Annotated in this window: 21 protein-coding genes; 15 read left to right on the forward strand and 6 right to left on the reverse strand. The window is 72.9% G+C overall.

Translation table 11 applies throughout. From position 1 onward, the window contains the following. Window positions 1–591 precede the first annotated feature (591 nt). Both AQJ58_RS34015 and AQJ58_RS34020 read left to right on the forward strand, forming a co-directional pair. Window positions 592–1,983 (forward strand): M1 family metallopeptidase, encoded by a 1,392-nt coding sequence (locus AQJ58_RS34015; RefSeq protein WP_067257193.1) that lies wholly within the window; start codon window positions 592–594, stop codon window positions 1,981–1,983. A gap of 56 nt (window positions 1,984–2,039) precedes the next feature. Then, the gene (locus AQJ58_RS34020) at window positions 2,040–2,696 is read left to right on the forward strand and encodes a trimeric intracellular cation channel family protein (protein WP_067257196.1); all 657 of its coding nucleotides are present in this window, start codon (window positions 2,040–2,042) and stop codon (window positions 2,694–2,696) included. Here AQJ58_RS34020 and AQJ58_RS34025 read toward each other — a convergent pair. Beyond that, window positions 2,605–3,864 (reverse strand): alpha/beta hydrolase, encoded by a 1,260-nt coding sequence (locus AQJ58_RS34025; RefSeq protein WP_067257198.1) that lies wholly within the window; start codon window positions 3,862–3,864, stop codon window positions 2,605–2,607. The genes AQJ58_RS34020 and AQJ58_RS34025 overlap by 92 nt on opposite strands. A 126-nt stretch (window positions 3,865–3,990) precedes the next feature. On the opposite strand from AQJ58_RS34025, the gene AQJ58_RS34030 reads away from it, so the two are divergent. Continuing rightward, window positions 3,991–4,851, forward strand: a complete 861-nt coding sequence (locus tag AQJ58_RS34030) for a thioesterase family protein (RefSeq protein WP_067257200.1) — start codon at window positions 3,991–3,993, stop codon at window positions 4,849–4,851. A 142-nt stretch (window positions 4,852–4,993) separates the two neighbouring features. Here AQJ58_RS34030 and AQJ58_RS34035 read toward each other — a convergent pair whose 3' ends face one another. Then, the gene (locus AQJ58_RS34035) at window positions 4,994–5,575 is read right to left on the reverse strand and encodes a TIGR03086 family metal-binding protein (protein WP_067257202.1); all 582 of its coding nucleotides are present in this window, start codon (window positions 5,573–5,575) and stop codon (window positions 4,994–4,996) included. Window positions 5,576–5,689: 114 nt separating this feature from the next. Between AQJ58_RS34035 and AQJ58_RS34040 the strand changes: the two genes are divergently transcribed. Together AQJ58_RS34040 and AQJ58_RS34045 are read left to right on the forward strand one after the other, a co-directional pair. Further along, on the forward strand, window positions 5,690–6,697 hold the full coding sequence (locus AQJ58_RS34040; RefSeq protein WP_067257204.1) for a helix-turn-helix transcriptional regulator: 1,008 nt from the start codon (window positions 5,690–5,692) through the stop codon (window positions 6,695–6,697). A gap of 116 nt (window positions 6,698–6,813) precedes the next feature. Beyond that, window positions 6,814–7,146, forward strand: a complete 333-nt coding sequence (locus AQJ58_RS34045) for a hypothetical protein (protein ID WP_067257207.1) — start codon at window positions 6,814–6,816, stop codon at window positions 7,144–7,146. A 65-nt stretch (window positions 7,147–7,211) separates the two neighbouring features. On the opposite strand, the gene AQJ58_RS34050 is transcribed toward AQJ58_RS34045, so the two are convergent. Beyond that, window positions 7,212–7,838: a TetR family transcriptional regulator gene (locus tag AQJ58_RS34050; RefSeq protein WP_067257210.1), complete on the reverse strand. Its 627-nt coding sequence runs from the start codon at window positions 7,836–7,838 to the stop codon at window positions 7,212–7,214. 133 nt (window positions 7,839–7,971) lie between these two features. Here AQJ58_RS34050 and AQJ58_RS44020 point away from each other — a divergent pair, with 133 nt between their 5' ends. The 3 genes from AQJ58_RS44020 to AQJ58_RS34060 all read left to right on the forward strand — a co-directional run bounded on the left by AQJ58_RS44020 (window position 7,972) and on the right by AQJ58_RS34060 (window position 9,695). Continuing rightward, a complete protein-coding gene (locus tag AQJ58_RS44020) occupies window positions 7,972–8,136 on the forward strand; it encodes a hypothetical protein (RefSeq protein WP_199844754.1) in 165 nt (54 codons plus the stop codon). 31 nt (window positions 8,137–8,167) lie between these two features. Then, window positions 8,168–8,446: a DUF4190 domain-containing protein gene (locus AQJ58_RS34055; RefSeq protein WP_067257213.1), complete on the forward strand. Its 279-nt coding sequence runs from the start codon at window positions 8,168–8,170 to the stop codon at window positions 8,444–8,446. 79 nt (window positions 8,447–8,525) lie between these two features. Next, window positions 8,526–9,695 carry a cysteine desulfurase family protein gene (locus AQJ58_RS34060; protein WP_067257685.1) on the forward strand — a complete coding sequence of 390 codons (1,170 nt, stop codon included), beginning with the start codon at window positions 8,526–8,528 and terminating at the stop codon, window positions 9,693–9,695. Window positions 9,696–9,758: 63 nt separating this feature from the next. Here AQJ58_RS34060 and AQJ58_RS34065 read toward each other — a convergent pair whose 3' ends face one another. Further along, the gene (locus tag AQJ58_RS34065; protein WP_067257216.1) at window positions 9,759–10,418 is read right to left on the reverse strand and encodes an N-acetylmuramoyl-L-alanine amidase; all 660 of its coding nucleotides are present in this window, start codon (window positions 10,416–10,418) and stop codon (window positions 9,759–9,761) included. A gap of 82 nt (window positions 10,419–10,500) precedes the next feature. On the opposite strand from AQJ58_RS34065, the gene mnmA reads away from it, so the two are divergent. After that, window positions 10,501–11,634, forward strand: a complete 1,134-nt coding sequence (gene mnmA / locus AQJ58_RS34070) for a tRNA 2-thiouridine(34) synthase MnmA (RefSeq protein WP_067257219.1) — start codon at window positions 10,501–10,503, stop codon at window positions 11,632–11,634. 20 nt (window positions 11,635–11,654) lie between these two features. Here the strand turns inward: mnmA and AQJ58_RS34075 are convergent, their stop codons facing one another. Both AQJ58_RS34075 and AQJ58_RS34080 read right to left on the reverse strand, forming a co-directional pair. Next, on the reverse strand, window positions 11,655–12,434 hold the full coding sequence (locus tag AQJ58_RS34075; RefSeq protein ID WP_067257222.1) for an alpha/beta fold hydrolase: 780 nt from the start codon (window positions 12,432–12,434) through the stop codon (window positions 11,655–11,657). 38 nt (window positions 12,435–12,472) lie between these two features. After that, complete coding sequence (locus tag AQJ58_RS34080) at window positions 12,473–12,796, reverse strand: DUF427 domain-containing protein (RefSeq protein ID WP_067257225.1); 324 nt, start codon at window positions 12,794–12,796, stop codon at window positions 12,473–12,475. A 50-nt stretch (window positions 12,797–12,846) separates the two neighbouring features. Here AQJ58_RS34080 and AQJ58_RS34085 point away from each other — a divergent pair, with 50 nt between their 5' ends. From AQJ58_RS34085 to gatC, 6 genes are all read left to right on the forward strand, one after another. Then, window positions 12,847–13,386, forward strand: a complete 540-nt coding sequence (locus AQJ58_RS34085) for an LOG family protein (RefSeq protein WP_055636686.1) — start codon at window positions 12,847–12,849, stop codon at window positions 13,384–13,386. Window positions 13,387–13,403: 17 nt separating this feature from the next. Further along, on the forward strand, window positions 13,404–14,102 hold the full coding sequence (locus AQJ58_RS34090; protein WP_079079404.1) for an SDR family oxidoreductase: 699 nt from the start codon (window positions 13,404–13,406) through the stop codon (window positions 14,100–14,102). Window positions 14,103–14,122: 20 nt separating this feature from the next. Beyond that, a complete protein-coding gene (locus tag AQJ58_RS34095; RefSeq protein ID WP_067257231.1) occupies window positions 14,123–15,124 on the forward strand; it encodes a methionine synthase in 1,002 nt (333 codons plus the stop codon). Window positions 15,125–15,139: 15 nt separating this feature from the next. Next, window positions 15,140–17,344, forward strand: a complete 2,205-nt coding sequence (gene ligA / locus AQJ58_RS34100; RefSeq protein WP_067257233.1) for an NAD-dependent DNA ligase LigA — start codon at window positions 15,140–15,142, stop codon at window positions 17,342–17,344. Between the two features lie 269 nt (window positions 17,345–17,613). Then, complete coding sequence (locus tag AQJ58_RS34105) at window positions 17,614–20,043, forward strand: putative bifunctional diguanylate cyclase/phosphodiesterase (RefSeq protein WP_067257236.1); 2,430 nt, start codon at window positions 17,614–17,616, stop codon at window positions 20,041–20,043. A gap of 712 nt (window positions 20,044–20,755) precedes the next feature. After that, the gene (gatC, locus tag AQJ58_RS34110; RefSeq protein WP_018531282.1) at window positions 20,756–21,052 is read left to right on the forward strand and encodes an Asp-tRNA(Asn)/Glu-tRNA(Gln) amidotransferase subunit GatC; all 297 of its coding nucleotides are present in this window, start codon (window positions 20,756–20,758) and stop codon (window positions 21,050–21,052) included. Window positions 21,053–21,057: the final 5 nt, after the last annotated feature.

Raw genomic sequence — 21,057 nt, forward strand, 5'->3', positions numbered from 1 at the left:
CCCGAGGGCTCTGGGACCCCTGAGGTCGCCGAGGCCACCGAGGCGCCGGACCTCTCCAAGGCCACCGAGGCTCCCGAGATCCCCCGGATCCCTGAGGGCATCGAGACGGCGGAAGCGGTGGAGACGGCTGAGGCCAGCGAGCCTGCCGAGGCCGGCGAGACCGCTGAGGCTGTCGAGGTATCCGCGGCTGTGGAGGCCTCCGAGACCTCTGAGGCCGGCGAGCCTGCCGAGGCCGGTGAGACCGCTGAGGCTGTCGAGGCACCTGCGGCAGCCGAGGCCTCCGAAGCCTCGGAGACCTCTGAGGTCTCCGAGACCCCTGCGGCTACCGAGGTCTCCGAGACCGCGCAGACCGCGGAGGCCGCCGAGACCGCGGAGGCCCCCGGGGCCAGTGACACCCCCGCGACCCCCGCGCCCCCCGCGGAGCTGGCGACCCCCGCTGACTCCCCGGCCCCTCGGGTCACCGAAACCGAGAGCCAGGAGTCAACCGACAAGTAGCGCATGACGAGTTGGCAAAGTCATGCACATGCCTGAACGGGAGAGGCCAGAGTCCTCCGTGTCCGACTGATCGGCACACGCTCGAAGGGACGACCCATGGCACTCTCCCGTTCGGCACGTTTAGGGGCCCTCGCGACCGCGGCGGCCTCTTTTCTCGTCATCGCGGCCTCCTCCGCCCCCGCCCCGGGCGCCGACGGCATCGGCGACAGCTACTTCCCGCAGCTCGGCAACGGCGGCTTCGACGCCCGCCACTACGACCTCTCCGTCGCCTACGATCCCGCCACCGACCGCCTCGACGGCCGTACGACGATCACCGCCCGCGCCACCCGGAACCTCTCCTCCTTCGACCTGGACCTCCAGCGGCTGGAGGTCACCCGGGTCGAGGTGAACGGCAGACGGGCGCAGTTCACCCGCGACGGCGACGAGATCCGGATCACCCCGCGCGGACCCCTCCGCAAGGGCGGCACGTTCGAGGTCACCGTCACCTACGGCGGCGTCCCCGAACCGCTCGGCGGCCCCATCGTGTTCGGCTCGGACTACGGCTGGATGAAGACCGACGACGGTGTGTTCGTCGCGTGTGAGCCCAACGCCGCCTCCACCTGGTTCCCGTCCAGCGACCACCCCTCGGACAAGGCCACCTACGACATCCGGATCAAGGCGCCCAAGGGCCTGACCGGCGTCTCCAACGGCCGGCTGGTCTCGACGTACGACAAGGGCACCTCGACGTACACCCACTGGCGCGAGACCAGGCCCATGGCGACCTATCTCGCGACCGCCACGATCGGGAAGTTCGACGTGCGGACCGGGACGACCCCCGGGGGCACCCCGATCTACGTCGCCATCGACCCGGTGCTGGCGAACAGCAACAACGTCGACGTGTACGCCGTGACGGCCGCGGCCACCGACTACTGGTCGCAGGTCTTCGGGCCGTACCCGTTCGAGGAGACCGGCGCGATCGTGGACGACATGCCGCAGGCCGGGTTCTCCCTGGAGGTGCAGTCGAAGCCGGTGTACTCGGCGGTGCGCAGCGAGTCGACGATCGTGCACGAGCTCGCCCACCAGTGGTTCGGCGACTCGGTGTCGGTGGCGCACTGGAAGGACATCTGGCTGAACGAGGGCTTCGCCACCTACGCCCAGTGGCTGTGGGCCGAGCACTTGGGCACCCGCTCGGCGCACGACTCCTTCCTCGCCGGATACAACGCCCGCCCCGCCGACTCCTCCTTCTGGCGGATCACCGTCGGCGACCCGCAGCGCGACACGATGTTCGCCTCGGCCGTGTACCAGCGCGGCGCGATGACCCTCCAGGTCCTGCGCGAGCGCATCGGCGACACCGCGTTCTTCCGGCTGCTCCCCGCCTGGACGGAACTGCACCGGTACGGCAACGCGGACACCGGCGACTTCGTCCGCCTCGCCGAGAAGATCTCCGGGCAGCAGCTGGACGACCTCTTCCAGACCTGGCTGTTCACCACAGGAAAACCCGCCCTCTGATGCCGTACTGCCTGGCTTTGTAAGGTCCACCCCGTGGCTCGGGTGACAATGTAAAGGTGTTCCAGCAAATATTCAGCCCCTCCGTCCAGCACACGCTCGATCTGGCCGGCATCTTCGTGTTCGCCATCTCCGGCGCGCTGCTGGCCGTGCGCAAGAACTTCGACGTGTTCGGCATCGCCGTGCTCGCCGAGGCCACCGCGCTGGGCGGAGGGCTGATCCGGGACGTGATCATCGGCGCGGTGCCCCCGGCCGCCTTCACGGACCTGGGGTACTTCCTGACCCCGCTCTTCGCCGCCCTGCTGGTGATCTTCCTCCACCCGCAGGTGGAGCGGATCCAGTCGGCCGTGAACGTCTTCGACGCGGCGGGCCTCGGCCTGTTCTGCGTCACCGGCACGACGAAGGCGTACGACCACGGCCTCGGTCTGACCGCGTCCGCCGCCCTCGGCCTCACCACGGCCGTCGGCGGCGGTGTGCTGCGGGACGTGCTGGCCAACGAGGTGCCGTCGCTGCTGCGCTGGGACCGGGACCTGTACGCGGTCCCGGCGATCGTCGGCGCCACCCTGGTGGTGATCTGCATCCGCTACGCCGCGCTCACCCCGCTGGCCAGCGGCTTCGCGGCCGCTACCGCTTTCGTCCTGAGGCTGCTCGCGATGCGGTTCCACTGGCGAGCGCCTCGCGCGTGGAACCGCCGGTCGACCGTACGGGAGGAGTAGACCCCGTGTCCCCCGTGCCCGTCCTGGCCTGCCGGGCGCTGATCCGGTGCTGGTCGAGCTGGGTGCTCAGCCAGCGGAACGCCGGCACCACCTGCGGCCGCCACAGCGCCATGGTGTGCCCGCCCGCGCTCCGCGGGATGTACACCACGTGCACGGCCGTCGGGGCCTTCGCCTCCTTCTGGAGCGCGAGCGCGGCCTCGTAGCCGTCGCCCGGCTGCCCGGAGAGGTAGAGCGCCACGGCCGGCGGGGCGGCCGCGCGGGCGAGCATCAGATAGGGGTTGGTGGCGCGGCGCAGGGCCGGGTCCTGGGCGGTCAGGGAGTCCCGCTCCCCGATCGGGTCGTTGTAGCCGGACAGGCTCACCGCCGCCCGGTAGCGGTCGGGGTGGGCGACGGCCAGCTTGACGGCGCAGTGCGCCCCGGCCGAGTACCCGGCGACCGCCCAGCCCGTGGGCGCGGGCTGGGCCCGGAAGTTGTCCATGACCATGCGGGGCACGTCGATGCTCAGCCAGGTGTCGGCGTTCACCGTGCCGGGCACGTTGGCGCAGCCGGTGTCCACGCCGGGCAGCAGGGTGGTGCGCGGCGCCACCAGGATGAACGGCGCGACCTTGCCCTGGCGCATCAGCGGTTCCAGCTGGGCGGTGGCGCGCAGCGAACCGAACCAGGACTTCGGGGAGCCGGGGTAGCCCGGCAGCAGCTCCACGACGGGGAACCGGTGGTGGGCGTAGGCGGCCTCGTGGTACTGCGGGGGCAACCAGACGTAGACCTCGGCGTCGACCCCGGAGACCCGGCCCCGGAGCTGGGTGACGCTGACGCCGCCGGCCTGGTGCATCCCGGGCCCCTGGGCCTGGGTGAACCGCTGTCTGACCCTCGGCAGCCGCTTCAGCGAGATGCCGCCCGTGCCGTCGGCGCCGAGGTCGGCGGCCTGCTGCACATGGTTGCTCGTGCCGAGCAGGTCGGACCAGTTGTCGTAGAGGTTGTTGGCGTTGTTGACCAGGACGAAGACCAGTGCCACGGCCGTCCCCTGCGCGAACACCAGCATCAGCATCCGTGCCGCGCCCCGCAGGAATCTCGGTCCGCCGATCCGCGACCACAGGAGGAGGGGGAGCGCGACGGCGACGACGGCCAGCACGATCAGGGTGTAGAGGAACGCAGTACCGGTGAGGCTCATGTCCCCATAGAGCGGATGCCGGGGCCCGGGGTTGATGGAGGAGTACGGACACTTACCGAGAAATTGCCCGGGTCTCACTTTCCCAAAAAGCTACTGCTTAGTAATTACCTGTTGTACGGTTCGCTCATGCGAGAAGCAGTTACCGCGGCGGCCGAGCGGGCGACCATCGGCGACAGCGAGTTCGACCGCGACACCGCGCTGACCCGGCGCGCCCCGGGCGTCTACGACATCGACCTCTCCGCCGGCTGGACGATCATCAACGCCGTCAACGGCGGATACCTGCTCGCCGTCCTCGGCCGTGCCCTCGCGGACGCCCTGCCGCACCGCGACCCGTTCACCATCTCGGCCCACTACCTCACCGCCTCCCGGCCGGGCCCGGCGGTCGTCCGCACGGAGGTGGTCCGCACCGGCCGCACCCTGTCGACCGGCCAGGCCTCGCTCGTGCAGTACGACGAGACCGGCACCGAGGTCGAGCGGATCCGCGTCCTCGCCTCCTACGGCGACCTGGACTCCCTGCCGGACGACGTCCGTACGACGGCCGAGCCGCCGGTGTTCCCGCCGCTCGACCAGTGCTTCGGCCCCGAGGACGGACCGGCCCCCGTGGACGGCGGCTCCGCGATCACCGAGCGCCTGATGCTCAAGCTCGACCCCTCCACCCTGGGGTGGGCCCTCGGGGCGCCCTCCGGCAAGGGCGAGATGCGGGCCTGGTTCGGCCTCAAGGACGGCCGCGACCCGGACCCGCTCTCCCTCCTCCTCGCCGTCGACGCCCTCCCGCCGACCGCCTTCGAGATCGGTCTGAGCGGCTGGGTCCCCACGGTCGAACTCACCGTCCACGTCCGCAGCCGCCCGGCTCCCGGCCCGCTGCGCGTCTCCCTCACCACCCGCAACCTCGCGGGCGGCTTCCTGGAGGAGGACGCGGAGGTCTGGGACAGCACCGACCGCCTGGTGGCCCAGTCCCGCCAACTGGCCCGCGCCCGACTGGCCTGACGGCGCCGAGGGGCCTGATGGCGCCGACGGGCCTGACGGCGCCGAGGGGCCTGATGGCGCCGACGGGCTTGACGGCGCCGAGGGGCTCGATGTCGCCGAAGGACTCGACGACGTCGCCGAAGGGCTGGCCGGCGTCGAAGATCTAGCCGAGCGGCTTTCGGCCCAGCCAGGCCGCCAGACGGGTGTAGGCGTCCGCCCCCTCGGGGACCGGGCGGGCCGAGCCGAAGGGGGTGCGGCTGTCGCGCTCGGGGTCGGGCAGGTTGAGGTGGCCGGCCGCGAGGGCGAACTCGGCGAGCTCCGGGTCGAGGGCGACGGGGTGGCCGAGGGACTCGCCTAGGTCCCAGGTGTGGGTCACGATCTCCATGACGTACCCGGCCAGGGCCGCATGGCCGGGGACCTCGCCCCACGGCACCCGCACCGGCGCCGCCATCCGGTCCTCGCTCTCCCAGGCCTTGACGGCCCGGGACCCGACCGCGTCGTAGGCTTCCGCCCAGCCGTCGTCCGCGACGCCCTCGGCGAACGACGGCTCGGCGAGGCCGTCGCCGCCCTCGCCGACGATCGCGATCCGCCGGGTGCCGCCGACGATGTGGCTCAGCAGCGTCCGTACGTCGAACTCGGCGCACGGGGTCGGCCCGTCGAGTTGCTCGGGCCGCACCGTCCGGATCAGCGCGGCGGCCTGCTCGGTCGCGCGGCTGTAGACGGGGCGCGGGTCGGTCGGGTTCATGGGTACGAGCCTTTCCTTCGGTTCCGGGGTGGACACGGCACGCATGCTGGCCCCATAACCTGACATCCGCCGTCAGCATTTGTCCGGCCGCCCCGCACGGGGGAACCTGGGGCCGTGAAGTCCGACCGTCTCCTGTCGATCCTGCTGCTCCTGCAGACCCGCGGCCGGGTCCCCGCCCCCGAACTCGCCGAACGCCTCGAGGTGTCGGTGCGCACGATCTACCGGGACATCGAGGCCCTGTCCGCCTCCGGCGTCCCCGTCTACGCCGAACGCGGCCGCCACGGCGGCATCGCACTGCTCCCCGGGTTCCGCACGGACGTCACCGGCCTGACCGCCGACGAGTCCCGGGCCCTGTTCATCCTGGCCGCCGAGGGCGCGCACGCCGCCCTCGGCCTGGACGCGGCCCTCGGCTCCGCGCTGCGCAAGGTCATGGCCGCGCTGCCCGCCCCGCACCGCCCCGCCGCCGAGGTGACCAGCCGCCGCATCCTGGTCGACGCCACCCGCTGGAAGGGCGGCCCCCAGCCGGCCGTCGACCTCGACACCCTCCAGGACGCCGTCTTCACCGACCGGCGACTGCGGCTGCGCTACCGCCACAGCGGCGACCCGGAGCCCACCACTCACACCGTCGACCCCTACGGCCTCGTCGCCAAGGCGGGCGTCTGGTACCTCGTCGCCGACCGGCGCGGCAGACCCCGGCTGTTCCGTGCCGACCGGGTGCGCTCGGCGACCGTGCTCGACGACCCCGTACGGCGGCGGCCGGGCGTCGAACTCGCCGAGGCCTGGGAGGTGTTGCGCCGTCAGGTGGAGGAGCGCCCCGTCGGCGTCGACGTCACCGTCCGGGTCCGGCGCGACCGGCTCGACATGTTCCTGCGCATGAACGCCCCGGCACTCGTCGAACTCCCCGAGGGCGACAGCCGCGGCGGCGACTGGGTGACCGCGCGGCTGTCGTACCCGTCCGTCCCCGCGGCCCGCCAACTCCTCGCGTTCGCCGACCGGGTGGAGGTTCTCGCGCCACCCCAGGTGCGGGAGGAACTGCGTGCGGCCGCGGCTTCTGTCACGGAGCTGTACCGGCCCACTGAGGGGACACCCCCGGTGAACACGCAGGTCGGCACGGCGTCTTGAGGTCCGCTTGACCTCATTGACAGGCAGCGGACAGAGCGAGCCCAAGGAAGCCTCAGCCGCCGTTGGTTGAGTGCCCGCATCTCAGGACTCCCTCATCGTGCTTGGAGCTGTCTCTCATGAAGCGTGTGCGTCTCGTCCCGGCGGTGGCCCTGTTGGCGCTCTCGCCCCTCGCGCTGGTCGCCTGCGGCTCCGGCGACTCCTCGTCCTCAAGCGGCGGTTCCGGCCGGAGCCGGAACTGCCAGGCCCCGTCCGGGGCCGCTCCGGGCGGCGCTCCCTCGGGTGCCCCGTCCGGCGCCCCCTCCGGAGGGCCCACGGGCACCCCGACCGGTACGCCCACCGGTGTCCCCTCCGGGATGCCGAGCGGCGCGCCCGGCGGCGGTCAGGGCGGCGGCTGCGGCGGCCCCGGCGGCGGTCGGCAGGGCGGCGGGCAGGGTCAGCAGCAGGGCTGACGTGCGACAGCGGCGGCGCACCCCGGTGTCCCTGGTGCGCCGCCGCTGCCGTACGTCCGCGGGGCTCAGTCGAGCCAGTGGTGGCGGCCGATGCCGATGAGCCGCATCTGCCGGGTCGCGCGCAGGGCGACCTGCTCCCGTTCCTCCGGTTCCGCCTCCAGGGCCTCCAGGAAGAGCGAGGCGGTGATGAGCATCTGGTCGACGTAGAGGTGCGACAGCATCAGCAGGTCCTCGTCGCTCCAGCCCTTCGCCCCGGGGTCCTTGGCCAGCTCGTCCCGCACCTCCTCGACGAACCGGCCCAGTTGCTCCCGGATCGCCTTGCGCACCGGCTGGACTCCGCCGTGGCGCTCCCGGGCGATGAAGCGGACGTGGGCCGGGTACGCGGTCACATGACTCTCTATCAGCTCCACGGCGCGGGTGATGCGCTCGTCGCTCGACTCCGCGCCCGCCACGGTCCGGCGGATCATCGGGTGCAGACTGCCCAGCGCCTCCTCGACCAGGGCGACGCCGAGATCCGCGGTGGAGCGGAAGTGCCGGTAGAACGCGGTGGGGGCGACCCCGACGGCACGGGTGACCTCGCGCAGGCCCAGGCTGCTCAGGCTCTGCTCCTCCAGCAGCGCGAGCGCCGCGTCCAGGAGCGCCTGCCGGGTCTTCTGCTTCTGGGCCTGCCGGATGCCGAGGGTGTGACTCATGTCATCCAGTTAACAACTGTTCTCCGGAATTGAAAAGCCGCGGGGCGCGCTAGACTCAAAGTCAGTGAACAAGTGTAACCACAACTGTTCACCGAAAAGTTCACCCGGACTTCACGGAGGGGGATCCGATCCCATGCTGTTCCTCGTGGCCGCCCTGCTGCTGCTCGGTGTCGTCATGGGCACCGTGGCCCACGCGCCGCTCGACTTCTCGCTCGCCGTCGCCGCCGTGATCGCCGTCTGGCTCGGCGTCTTCGCACTGCGCGAGCGGCACGCCCGCCGCCGCGCCTCGACCCGCTGACCCGGCACCGTCCCCCAGGAGCTGAACCGACATGCGCCTCACCGCACCGGCCCCCGCCCGCGCCACCCGTGGCGCCGGCGTCCGCGACACCGACGGCATGGCCGTCGCCTCCTTCGTCCTCGGTCTGCTGGGCCTGCTGGTCCTGAACCTCTTCCTCGGCCCGCTCGCCATCGTCCTCGCCTCGGTGGCCCTGGTCCGCGGCACCGCCCGCCCCGGCCGGGCCTGGCTGGGCCTCACGCTCGGCGTCGCCGACCTGCTGCTCCTGCTCGCGTTCATGCAGGCGGACGCGTCGGTGTCCTGGGGCTTCTAGCGCCGCCTCCGCTCGGCCGGACCCTCGGCCGACCTGGGCACGAGGTCCGTCCACGGCGCCCCGTAGAATCGTGGCCACCATGGCATACCTCGACCACGCCGCGACCACCCCGATGCTCCCCGAGGCGGTCGAGGCACTCAGCGCGCACCTGAGCATGACCGGCAATGCCTCCTCCCTCCACGCATCCGGCCGTCGGGCGAGACGGACGGTCGAGGAGGCCCGCGAGACCCTCGCGGAGGCGCTCGGCGCCCGCCCCAGCGAGGTCGTGTTCACCTCCGGCGGCACCGAGGCCGACAACCTCGCCGTCAAGGGCCTGTACTGGTCCCGCCGCGACGCCGACCCGGCCCGCACCCGGGTGCTGGCCAGTCCCGTCGAGCACCACGCGGTCCTCGACGCCGTGCACTGGCTCGGCGAGCACGAGGGCGCCCGGATCGAGTACCTCCCCGTCGACACCTACGGCCGGGTCCACCCCGACGCCCTGCGCGAGGCCATCGCCCGCGACCCCGACGACGTCGCCCTCGCCACCGTGATGTGGGCGAACAACGAGATCGGCACGGTCATGCCGGTCCGTGAACTCGCCGACGCGGCCGCCGAGTTCGGTGTCCCGCTGCACGCCGACGCCGTCCAGGCCCTCGGCCAGGTGCCGGTCGACTTCGCCGCCTCCGGCCTCGCCGCGATGACGGTCTCCGGCCACAAGATCGGCGGCCCGTACGGCATCGGCGCCCTGCTCCTCGGCCGTGAGCACACCCCCGTCCCCGTCCTGCACGGCGGGGGCCAGGAGCGGCATGTGCGCTCCGGCACCCTCGACGTCCCCGCCGTCGCCTCCTTCGCCGTCGCCGGCCGCCTCGCCGCCGAACAGCGCGAGTGGTTCGCCCGTGAGATCGGTGCCCTGCGCGACTCCCTGGTCGCCGCGGTCCGTACGGCCGTGCCGGACGCGATCCTCGGCGGCGACCCGGCGCCGGACGGCCGGCTGCCGGCCAACGCGCACTTCACCTTCCCGGGCTGCGAGGGCGACTCCCTGCTCCTGCTGCTCGACGCCCAGGGCATCGAGTGCTCCACCGGCTCCGCCTGCACGGCCGGCGTCGCCCAGCCCAGCCATGTGCTCCTCGCCACCGGCACCGACCCCGACCTGGCCCGCGGCACCCTGCGGTTCTCCCTCGGGCACACCAGCACCGAGGCGGACGTGGAGGCGCTCGCCAAGGCCATCGGCCCGGTGGTGGAACGGGCCCGGGCGGCGGGGCTGACGTAACCCGTCCGGCGCGGTCCGGTGCCGACACCCGGGGTCGACGCGTTCCCAGGGCCGGGCCCGGCGTCAGAGGGAAGCGGTGCGCGCCGTTCGGACGAGCTTCAGGTACCGGTCCCAGTCCCAGTGCTCACCGGGGTCGGTGTGGTCCGTCCCCGGCACCTCCACATGCCCGATGATGTGCTCCCGGTCGACGGGGATGCCGTACCGTGCGCAGATCCGGGCGGTCAGCCGCGCGGACGCCTCGTACATCGCGTCGGTGAAGTCCTCCGGCCGGTCCACGAACCCCTCGTGCTCGATGCCGACACTGCGCTCGTTGTACGCGCGGTTGCCCGCGTGGTACGCCACGTCCAGCTCCCGGATCATCTGGGTGACGCTGCCGTCCTTACCCACGATGTAGTGCGCCGCCGCCCGGTGCCCCGGGTCCTCGAACGCCTGCACCGCGCTCGCCAGATCGCCCTGTGTGACATGGACGACGACCATGTCGACCCGGTAGTCGTCCGGCCGGTCCGCCCAGCGGAAGTTGGCCTCCGAGGCCTGCACCCAGCGCGCGCCCCCGAAGTCCACCGCACCCTCCACCCGCGGCTTGCGCACCCCCGGCAGCCGCCAGTACAGCTCCGTCAGCTCCTCGCGCGCCAGCACCGCCGACCCCACGGCGGCCACCGCCCCGCCGATCAGCAGCGCCCGCCGCCCGATCCGCCGGTCGGTGTCGCTCCCTCTCACTCCCATCGTCCGCCCTTTCTCGCCCGTCGTGATCGTCAACGGATATGCGCGGGCCCCGGTTCCCGTCGCCCCGTACCCTGGAGTGGTTATGACTGAGACCTCGCAGCGCCCCCGCCCCCTCCGCGTACTCGCCGCCATGTCCGGCGGGGTGGACTCCGCCGTCGCCGCCGCCCGCGCCGCGGAAGCCGGCCACGACGTCACCGGTGTCCACCTCGCGCTCTCGGCGAACCCGCAGTCCTTCCGCACGGGCGCGCGCGGCTGCTGCACCATCGAGGACTCCCGCGACGCCCGCCGCGCCGCCGACGTCATCGGCATCCCGTTCTACGTCTGGGACCTCGCCGACCGCTTCCGCGAGGACGTCGTCGAGGACTTCGTCGCCGAGTACGAGGCCGGCCGCACCCCCAACCCCTGCCTGCGCTGCAACGAGAAGATCAAGTTCGCGGCGCTCCTCGACAAGGCGCTCGCCCTCGGCTTCGACGCCGTCTGCACCGGCCACTACGCGAAGGTGATCGAGCGGGAGGACGGCACCCGCGAACTGCACCGCGCCTCCGACATGGCCAAGGACCAGTCGTACGTCCTCGGCGTCCTGGACGACAGGCAGCTCGCCCACGCGCTGTTCCCGCTCGGCGACACCCTCACCACCAAGGACGAGATCCGCGCGGAGGCCGAGCGCCGGGGCCTCGCGGTCGCCAAGAAGCCCGACTCCCACGACATCTGCTTCATCGCCGACGGCGACACCCAGGGCTTCCTCGCGAACCGCCTCGGCCGCTCCGAGGGCGACATCGTCGACGAGTCGGGCACGAAGATCGGCACCCACGAAGGCGCCTACGGCTTCACCATCGGCCAGCGCAAGGGACTGCGCATCGGCACCCCCGCCCCCGACGGCAAGCCCCGCTACGTCCTCGACATCTCCCCGGTGAACAACACCGTGACGGTCGGCCCGGCCGCCGCCCTCGACGTGAGCGGCCTGACGGCGATCAGGCCGCGCTGGTGCGGTGCGGCCCCCACCGGCCCCGGCACCTACACCGCCCAGCTGCGGGCCCACGGCGGCGAGACCGAGGTGAGCGCGGAGTGCGTGGACGGCGAGCTGCGGGTGACGTTCGCCGAGCCGGTCCGCGGGGTGGCACCCGGCCAGGCGATCGTCCTCTACGACGGCACGCGCGTGGTGGGCTCGGCGACGATCGCGACGACGGTCCGGGCGACCACGGCCGGGGTGGTCTGACCGGCCCGCGCCGGCCGCCCCTACGCGGCGAAGAACTCCGCCAGCACCGGCGCCAGCACGTTCGGGTCCACCACGTGCGTCTGCCCCTCCAGCAGGCGGTACGTCCCGTGCGGCGCCGCCTCCGCCACCGCGCGCGTGGCCTCCCGCAGCCAGAGCGGGCTGTCGCCGCCGGCCACCGCGAGCACCGGCGCACCGAGGGCGGCCAGCAGAGCCTCCGGGACCCGGCCGCCGGCCATCACCGCGTCGTCGTAGGCGAGGGTCGGCGCGATCGCCTCCATGCCGGCCCACATGGGCGACTGGCGGGCCCGCTGGATCATCTCCTCGGCCAGCCCCGTCAGCCGCAGGAACAGCTCCACCGCGTCCCCGCGCCGCCCCCGGTCGAGGGCCTCGGTGAGCCGCTCGGTGTACGTGGCGCGTCCGCGTACCGCCTCCTCGTCGACGGCGTACGGCGTCTCGTAGACGGCCACCCGCGGCACCGGCAGCCCGCTCGCCGCCGCCCGCAGCGCCAGCGCCCCGCCCGAGGAGGCGCCGTACAGACAGGCCTCGCCGCCCGCCACCTCGATCAGCGCCGCCAGGTCCTCCACCTCGCGTTCCACCGCGTAGGGCGCCGTGTCACCGCTGGCGCCGCGCCCCCGCCGGTCATACGTCAGGACCGTGCAGCGGCCCGCGAGCAGCCCGCCCAGGGGCGCCACGGTGCCGCCCGTGGACATCGCCCCGCTCACCAGGATGACCGCGGGACCCTGTCCGGCCCGGGTGTACGCGAGTTCGGTTCCGTCGCGCGAAATGGTCTTCTTGTCCATGCCAGAGCAGACTGCCGCACGACGGGGCGGTCATCGGCCTACGACACCTCGACTTCGTAGAAGCACAGGTGGTTCGCGATCTCGGCGACGTCGGGCTTCGGGTCGGGGTACGCCCACACCAGGTCGGACGCGTCCGGCAGGGACCAGTACGACGCCGTGCCCTTGAAGGGGCAGTAGGTGTGGGTCTCGGACGGCGTCAGCAGGTCCATGCGCACATCGGCCTCGGGGATGTAGTACCGCACCGGACAGCCCGTCTCGCGCAGGGCGAGGGCCCGGTCGGTCTCGGCGAGCACCCGGCCGTCGTGGACCGCCCTGATGCGCCGGGTGTCTCGCTCGATCGTGATCGTGTGTCCTTGGGTCATGTGGGAGAAGCGCTCGCGGGCCCCCGGTTCTTCCCGCGTACGGTGATCGCATGCGTATCTGTGTCTTCCTCTCCGCCGCCGATCTCGACGACCGGTACACCCGACCCGCGCGCGAGTTCGCGGAACTGCTGGGCAAGGGCGGGCACACCCTCGTGTGGGGCGGGTCCGACTCGGGTCTGATGAAGGTCGTCGCCGACGGGGTGCAGGAGAGCGGCGGACGGCTGTGCGGGGTGTCGGTGACCTTCCTCGCCGCCAAGGCCCGGCCCGGCGCCGACGAGATGGTGATCGCGAAGGACCTGGCCGAGCGCAAGAGGCTGCTGCTGGAGAAGGCCGACGCGGTGGTGGTGATGGTCGGTGGCACGGGGACGCTCGACGAGGCCACCGAGATCCTCGAGCTGAAGAAGCACGGCCACACCGACAAGCCGGTCGTGCTGCTGAACACCGCGGGCTTCTACGACGGACTCAAGACCCAGTTCCGGCGCATGGACGACGAGGGATTCCTGCCGCGCCCCCTGACCGACCTGGTGTTCTTCGCGGAGGAGCCCGTCGGGGCGCTCGCCTACCTGGAGGAGAGCCAGGGCATCTCCTGACGGCGCGTGATGCGAGCATGGCGGGCATGGCTACTCATGTGATCACCGGAGCGGGCTCCGGTATCGGCGCGGCCGTCGCCCGCCGGCTGCACGCGCGCGGGGACGACCTCGTGCTCCACGCGCGTGACGCGGGCCGCGCGAAGGAACTCGCCGCACGGTTCCCCGGCGCCCGCACCCTCGTCGGCGACCTCGCCGACCCCGACCGGCTGAGCTGGGCCTTCTCCCACCAGTCGCTCCCGGACCGGGTCGACTCGCTGCTGCACATCGCCGGCGTGGTCGACCTCGGCCCCGTCGGCGAGCTCACCCCCAAGACCTGGCGCCACCAGCTCACCGTCAACCTGATCGCCCCCGCCGAACTCACCCGCCACTTCCTGCCCCCGCTGCGGGCCGCGCGCGGCCACGTGCTGTTCGTGAACTCCGGAGCGGGCCTGCGGGCGAGCGCCGACTGGTCCGCGTACGCCGCCTCCAAGCACGGCCTCAAGGCCCTCGCCGACTCCCTCCGGAGCGAGGAGCACGGCAACGGCGTCCGCGTCACCTCCGTCTACCCCGGCCGCACCGCCAGCCCCATGCAGGCCAAGGTGCACCAGCAGGAGGGCAAGGAGTACGACCCCGCCGAGTGGATCGACCCCGAGTCGGTGGCGACGACGATCCTCATGGCGCTCGACCTGCCGCGGGACGCCGAGGTCAACGACCTGACGGTACGGCCGGGCCGCTGACCTTCCGTAGGCTTCCCCACGTGAACGCAACTTCGCCCTACGGCCCCGCCACCGGCGTCGGCTCGCTCCCCGGCGGCGACGCCCGGGAGGCGGCCAGAACCGCCACCGGCTCCTTCGAGGACTTCCCCTTCCTGCCCGAACTGCCGGCCCGCGGCCCCGGCGCCGACATGATCGGCCGGACGGCGGGGATGCTCGTCGAGCTGTACGCGCGCGTGGAACCCAGCGGCTGGCGGCTCGGCGACCACCCGGGCCGCGACACCAAGCGGGCCCGCTCCTGGCTGGGCGAGGACCTCGACGCCCTCGAGGAGTTCACCCAGGACTACGAGGGCCCGCTCAAGGTGCAGGCCGTCGGCCCCTGGACCCTCGCCGCCGCGCTGGAGCTCAGGAACGGCGAGGCCGCCCTCTCCGACCCGGGCGCCTGCCGCGACCTGGCCGCCTCCCTCGCGGAGGGGCTGCGGCTGCACCTCGCCGAACTGCGCCGGCGCATCCCCGGCGCCCGCCTCGTCCTCCAGCTCGACGAACCGTCCCTCACCTCCGTCCTGACCGGCCGGGTGCGGACCGCCAGCGGCTACCGCACCCACCGCGCCGTGGACCGCCAGCTCGTGGAGGCCACCCTGCGGGACGTGGCCGGGGTGCACGGGGACGGCCCCGTCGTGGTCCACTCGTGCGCCCCGGACGTGCCCTTCGCCCTGCTGCGCCGGGCCGGGGTCGACGGGATCTCCTTCGACTTCTCGCTGCTCACCGAGCGTGACGAGGAGGCGATCGGGGAGGCGGTGGAGGGCGGCACCCGGCTCTTCGCCGGTGTCGTGCCGGGCACGGACGCCGCATTGTCGGACCCTGCTAGTAGCGTCATGGGTGTACGGACGCTGTGGCGCAGGCTGGGGTTGCAACCGGGGCTTCTCACGGAGGCGGTCACCCTCACACCGGCCTGCGGACTCGCGGGAGCCTCTCCCGCGTACGCCCGCCGGGCCCTCGCCCACTGCGTCCGGGCGGCGAGATCCCTCGCGGACAACCCAGAGTAACGGGAGGACCACACGGTGGCCGGCGACAAGCAAGCGGAGACGACGGTGCCCGCCGAGGCACGGGAGCAGCACGCGCAGCTCGCTGAGCAGATCGAGGAGCACCGCTTCCGGTACTACGTGAAGGACGCTCCCGTCATCAGCGACGCGGAGTTCGACCGCCTGCTGCGCGCCCTGGAGGCGCTGGAGCAGGAGTACTCCGAGCTGCGCACGCCCGACTCGCCGACCCAGAAGGTGGCGGGGGCCTACGAGACCGACTTCACCGCCGTCCAGCACCGGGAGCGCATGCTCTCCCTGGACAACGCCTTCGACGACCTGGAACTGGCCGCCTGGGCCGAGCGCGTCCACAAGGACGTCGGCGCCTCCGCGTACCACTTCCTGTGCGAGCTCAAGGTCGACGGCCTCGCCGTCAACCTCACGTATGAGAACGGCCGCCTCACGCGCGCGGCGACCCGCGGCGACGGCCGCACCGGCGAGGACATCACGCCCAACGTGCGCACCATCGCGGAGATCCCCGACCGGCTGGCGGGCGACGGAGTGCCCACGCTCGTGGAGATCCGCGGCGAGGTCTACTTCCCGATGGAGGGCTTCGAGGAGCTCAACGCCCGGCTGGTCGCGGCCGGCGACAAGCCCTTCGCCAACCCGCGCAACGCGGCGGCCGGTTCACTGCGCCAGAAGGACCCGCGCGTCACCGCCACCCGCCCGCTGCACATGGTCGTCCACGGCATCGGCGCCCTGGAGGGCTACGAGGGCATGGACCGCCTCTCCGAGGCCTATGACCTCCTCAAGGGCTGGGGCCTGCCCACCTCCACCCACAACCGGGTCGTCGACGACCTCGACGGCGTACGGCAGTTCATCGCGTACTACGGCGAGAACCGCCACTCCGTGGAGCACGAGATCGACGGGGTCGTCGTCAAGCTCGACGAGATCCGGTTGCAGGGCCGGCTCGGCTCCACGGCCCGCGCCCCGCGCTGGGCCATCGCGTACAAGTACGCGCCGGAGGAGGTCAACACCAAGCTCGTCAACATCCGCGTGGGCGTGGGCCGTACGGGCCGGGTGACGCCGTACGCGCAGGTCGAGCCGGTGACGGTGGCGGGCTCCGAGGTCGAGTTCGCGACCCTGCACAACCAGGAGGTCGTCAAGGCCAAGGGCGTCCTCATCGGGGACACCGTGGTGCTGCGCAAGGCCGGTGACGTCATCCCCGAGATCCTCGGCCCCGTCGCCGACCTGCGGGACGGCACCGAGCGGGAGTTCGTCATGCCCGCCGAGTGCCCGGAGTGCGGTACGCCGCTCAGGCCGATGAAGGAGGGCGACATCGACCTGCGCTGCCCCAACGCCCGCACCTGCCCGGCCCAGTTGCGCGAGCGGCTGTTCTACCTCGCGGGCCGCAAGGCGCTCGACATCGAGCAGTTCGGGTACGTGGCGGCGGCCGCCCTCACCAAGCCGCTCGAACCCGCCGACCCGCCGCTGGCCGACGAGGGCGACCTGTTCGACCTCACCATCGAGCAGCTGCTGCCCATCAAGGCGTACGTCCTCGACCAGGACAGCGGGCTGCCCAAGCGCGACCCGAAGACCGGCGAGGAGAAGATCGCCACCGTCTTCGCCAACCAGCAGGGCGAGGCCAGGAAGAACGCGCTGGCGATGCTGGAGAACATCGCCGCCGCCAAGGACCGCCCGCTCGCCCGCGTCCTCACCGGGCTGTCGATCCGTCATGTGGGCCCGGTCGCCGCCGAGGCGCTCGCGCGCGAGTTCCGCTCCATCGACCGCATCGAGCAGGCGAGCGAGGAGGAGCTGGCGGCCACCGACGGCGTGGGCTCGATCATCGCGGCCTCGCTCAAGGAGTGGTTCGCCGAGGACTGGCACCAGGAGATCATCCGCAAGTGGAAGGCCGCCGGTGTCCGTATGGAGGACGAGCGCTCCGGCGAGGACGAGGGCCCCCGTCCCCTCGAAGGCCTCACGGTCGTCGTCACCGGCACCCTCGAACACTTCACCCGCGACGGCGCCAAGGACGCGCTCCAGAGCCGGGGCGCGAAGGTCACCGGTTCGGTCTCCAAGAAGACCTCGTTCGTCGTCGTGGGCGACAACCCCGGGTCCAAGTACGACAAGGCGATGCAGCTGAAGGTGCCCGTGCTGGACGAGGACGGCTTCACCGTCCTGCTCGACCAGGGCCCCGACGCCGCCGCCGAAGTGGCCCTCGCGGCTCCGGAGTCGGCCGAGGAGTAGCCCGAACCGGCGGTTGAAGGCCACCCGATCGGCGCATACCAGATGCATACGGGTGGCCGGGGCGCATTCGGGCAACCGTCGACGTCCGCTGCCCGTGGACGCCTTCCGCGGCCTACTGTTGAGGTGTGCGCCTGCCGTGCCCAGCTGCGGTCGGCGCACCTCCTCGCTCCCGAAGGGCGTGGGAAGGGTTTTCCGACGCGGTGCCGCCCCCGGGTTGTCGGGCAGCGGGCCGCGTGGCGTGGGCACCGCCGGTTGTGAGAGGGACGGGAATGGAACCGACCGAGAGCGCCGCCCCGGACTCCCGGCTGCGCCGGCTCCGAAGCGCCGGCGTCAGGTGGGGGAGCCGCTGGGTGGGGCGCTCCGGGCGACATCCGGGCGCACCGGCACACCCCCCGCGCACCGCTTTCGACCTCCGCGCCCCCACCGGACCTCCCGCCGGGCCCGCCCCCGGACCGCCGTCGCAGCCGGCCGCCGGGATGCCCGGACCCGCCGTCCCGGCCCGGCAGGCGGCGCCGCCCGGCGGGTCCGGCCCGACGGGATCTCCCGGCCCGGCCGGGGCCCTGGCCCTCCCCGCGGCCTCCGTCTACTCCGGGACGTCCGCCCTGCCCGGCCCCTCGGCACTGTCGGCGAGTTCCGGACTGCCCGGGGCCGAGCCGGACCGGCAGCCGTCCTGGCCCACGCTGCCCGCCGCGGTCGTCGGCGCGGCCGCCTTCGCCCTCGGCGCCGGCTTCTACCGCGCCTTCACCGACAGCCACGCCCTCTTCCCGTCCGGTACGACCGGCTGGGCGCTGGCCCTGCTGACCGGCGTCATCGTCGGCCACCTCGTCATGCTGGGCCGGGCCCGCTGGTGGGGCGGCACCGGCTCCGGCGCCGCCCTCACCCTCGCCGTCCTGCTGCTGTACGGCTGGGTGTCCGCCGGCCTGGTCAGCCTCACCGTCGTCGTCCTGGTCGGCATAGCCAGGCGCCACCGCTGGCGGCAGGGCGTCCTGCACGGCGCGGTGGACATCCTCGGCATCGGCGCAGGCGCCCTGCTGCTGGCCGCGTGCGGACGGGTGCCGTCCGTGGAACACCCCTGGTACCCGGACGGCTGGACCGTCTACACCGGCCCCCAGGTGGCCCTGGTCGCCGTGGCCTATCTCTCCGTCACCCGCGTCCTGCTCTGGTACCTGCACGCCCCGCGCTTCGGCGGACTGCCCACGGTCGCCCGCACCGCCCTCGTCAGACAGGGCCTGGTCGCGGTGGCGCTGCTCGGCATCGCACCACTGGTCTGCGTGGTCGCCATCGCCAAACCGATCCTGCTGCCGCTGTTCGCGATACCGCTCGTCGCCCTCGACTCCACGCTCTGGATCGCCCGGGCCCGCGCCGAGGAACAGCTGCGCGACCCGCTGACCGGACTGCCCAACCGGCAGTGGCTGCTGGAACGCATCTGGACCGCCCTGGACGACGCCGAGCGCATCGGCGCCCGGTCCGCCCTGATGCTGATCGACCTCGACCGCTTCCGTTCTGTCAACGACACCCTCGGGCACCTCGCCGGTGACCGGCTCCTCCTCCAGACGGCCGAACGGCTGCGGGTGGCCCTTCCGCGCGGGGCCGAGGTGGCGCGGCTCGGCGGGGACGAGTTCGCCGTCCTGCTCCCCGTCGCCGACTCCACGACCTCCGCGACCCGCGTCGCCCGCGCGCTGGTCGCGGCCCTCAGCTCGCCGCTCGACCTCGACGGGCTCACCCTCGTGCTGGAGGCCAGCGCGGGCGTCGCCGTCTTCCCCGACCACGCCCTCGACGCGGAGGGCATGCTGCGCCGCGCCGACGTGGCGATGTACCAGGCCAAGCGGGACCGTACGGGCGTAGAGGTGTACGAGTCCAAGCGGGACTCCAACACCCCCGACCGGCTCGGGCTGCTGGGCGATCTGCGGCGGGCCCTGGACGCGCACGAGGTGCAGCTGCACTACCAGCCGAAGGTCCGCTTCGACGGTCAGGTGGCGGGGCTGGAGGCGCTGGTGCGGTGGGTGCACCCGGAGCGGGGGAAGGTACCGCCGGACGAGTTCATAGCGATCGCCGAGTCCTCCGGGCTGATGCCGCACCTCACGGAGTACGTGCTGGAGACGGCGCTGGGACAGGTCGCCCGGTGGCGGGCGCAGGGGCTGTTCGTGCCGGTCGCGGTGAACGTCTCCCCGCGCGACGTCCACACGCCCGGGTTCGCCGGGTCCGTCGCCGCGCGTCTCGCCCGGCACGGAGTGCCCGCGGGAGCGCTCCAACTGGAGATAACGGAGCACGTCCTGCTGGAGGACCCGCAGCGGGCGGCGGACACGCTGAACGGGCTGACCGGGCACGGCGTGAAGATGTCCCTGGACGACTTCGGGACCGGGTACTCCTCGCTGGTGCACCTACGGCGGCTGCCGGTCAGCGAGCTGAAGATCGACCGTTCCTTCGTGGCGCGGCTGGCGGTGGACACCGAGGACGCGGAGATCGTGCGCTGCACGGTCGATCTCGCGCATTCCCTCGGGCTGCTGGTGGTGGCGGAGGGCGTCGAGGACGACGAGACCTGGGAACGGCTGCGGGACCTGGGCTGCGACGCGGTGCAGGGGTGGCTGGTGGCCGCGGCGATGCCTCCCGAGGAGACGACGGCGTGGCTGCGGGCGCGGGGGTCCCGGGGATGGCAGCGACCGGCGGCGGCGCTGCCGGCCGCGGCGGCGGAGGACTGAGGAGCCCCTGCCCTTTCCCGCCCACCCGCCCGTGCGGGGGCTGGAGGGCCGGCGTTTGCCGTGGGGCGGCGGCGGTCGTCGGCGGCCTCGGGTCACTGCCTTCCCCACCCACCCGCCCGTGCGGGGGGACGGAGGGGTTGGCGTTTGCGGTGGGGGGTGGCGGTCGTCGGTGGCCTCGGGGCACTGGCTTTACCGCCGCCTGTCCGTGCGGGGGGCATGGGGGGGCTGGTGTTTGCGGTGGGGTGACGGTTGTCGGCGGCCTCGGGTCACTGCCTTCCCCGCCCGTCCGTCTGTGTGGGGGCCTGGGAGGGTTGGTGTTTGCGGTGGGGTGACGGTTGTCGGTGGCCTCGGGGCACTGCCTTCCCCGCCCGTCCGTCTGTGTGGGGGCCCGGGAGTGGTGGTGTTTGCGGTGGGTGGCGGTTGTGGGCGGTCTCGGGGCACTGGCTTTACGGCCGCCCGTCCGCGCAGGGGGACTGGAGGGCCGGCGTTCGCCCTGGACCGCGTGGGGGACGGGAGGCCGGCCTTGGGGCGGGGTTTGTCGTGGGGCGGGGCCGTCGTTCGCCGTCCTCCGTCACCGCCGCCGTCGCGCGGCGCGTGGCTTTGGTGTTGTCGTGGGAACCGGGGCCGTCCGGCAAACCGTTTCACGGCCACGGGCCGCCGCCCCCTAGGATTGGCCCCACATCACATTTCACTCACCCCAGAGGAACGCTGCATGCCTGGCATCACGCGCGAGGAGGTCGCCCACCTCGCCCGGCTGGCGCGTCTGGAGCTGAAGCCCGAAGAGCTCGACCACTTCGCGGGACAGCTGGACGACATCATCGGCGCGGTCGCCCGCGTCAGCGAGGTCGCCGACCAAGACGTACCGCCGACCTCGCACCCGCTCCCGCTGACCAATGTCATGCGCGCGGACGAGGTCCGTCCGTCGCTCACCCCCGAGCAGGCGCTCTCCGGCGCCCCGGCCCAGGAGCAGCAGCGTTTCAAGGTGCCGCAGATCCTGGGGGAGGACTGATCACC

This window comes from Streptomyces sp. DSM 15324 (genome assembly GCF_001514285.1).
Lineage (GTDB): Bacteria > Actinomycetota > Actinomycetes > Streptomycetales > Streptomycetaceae > Streptomyces.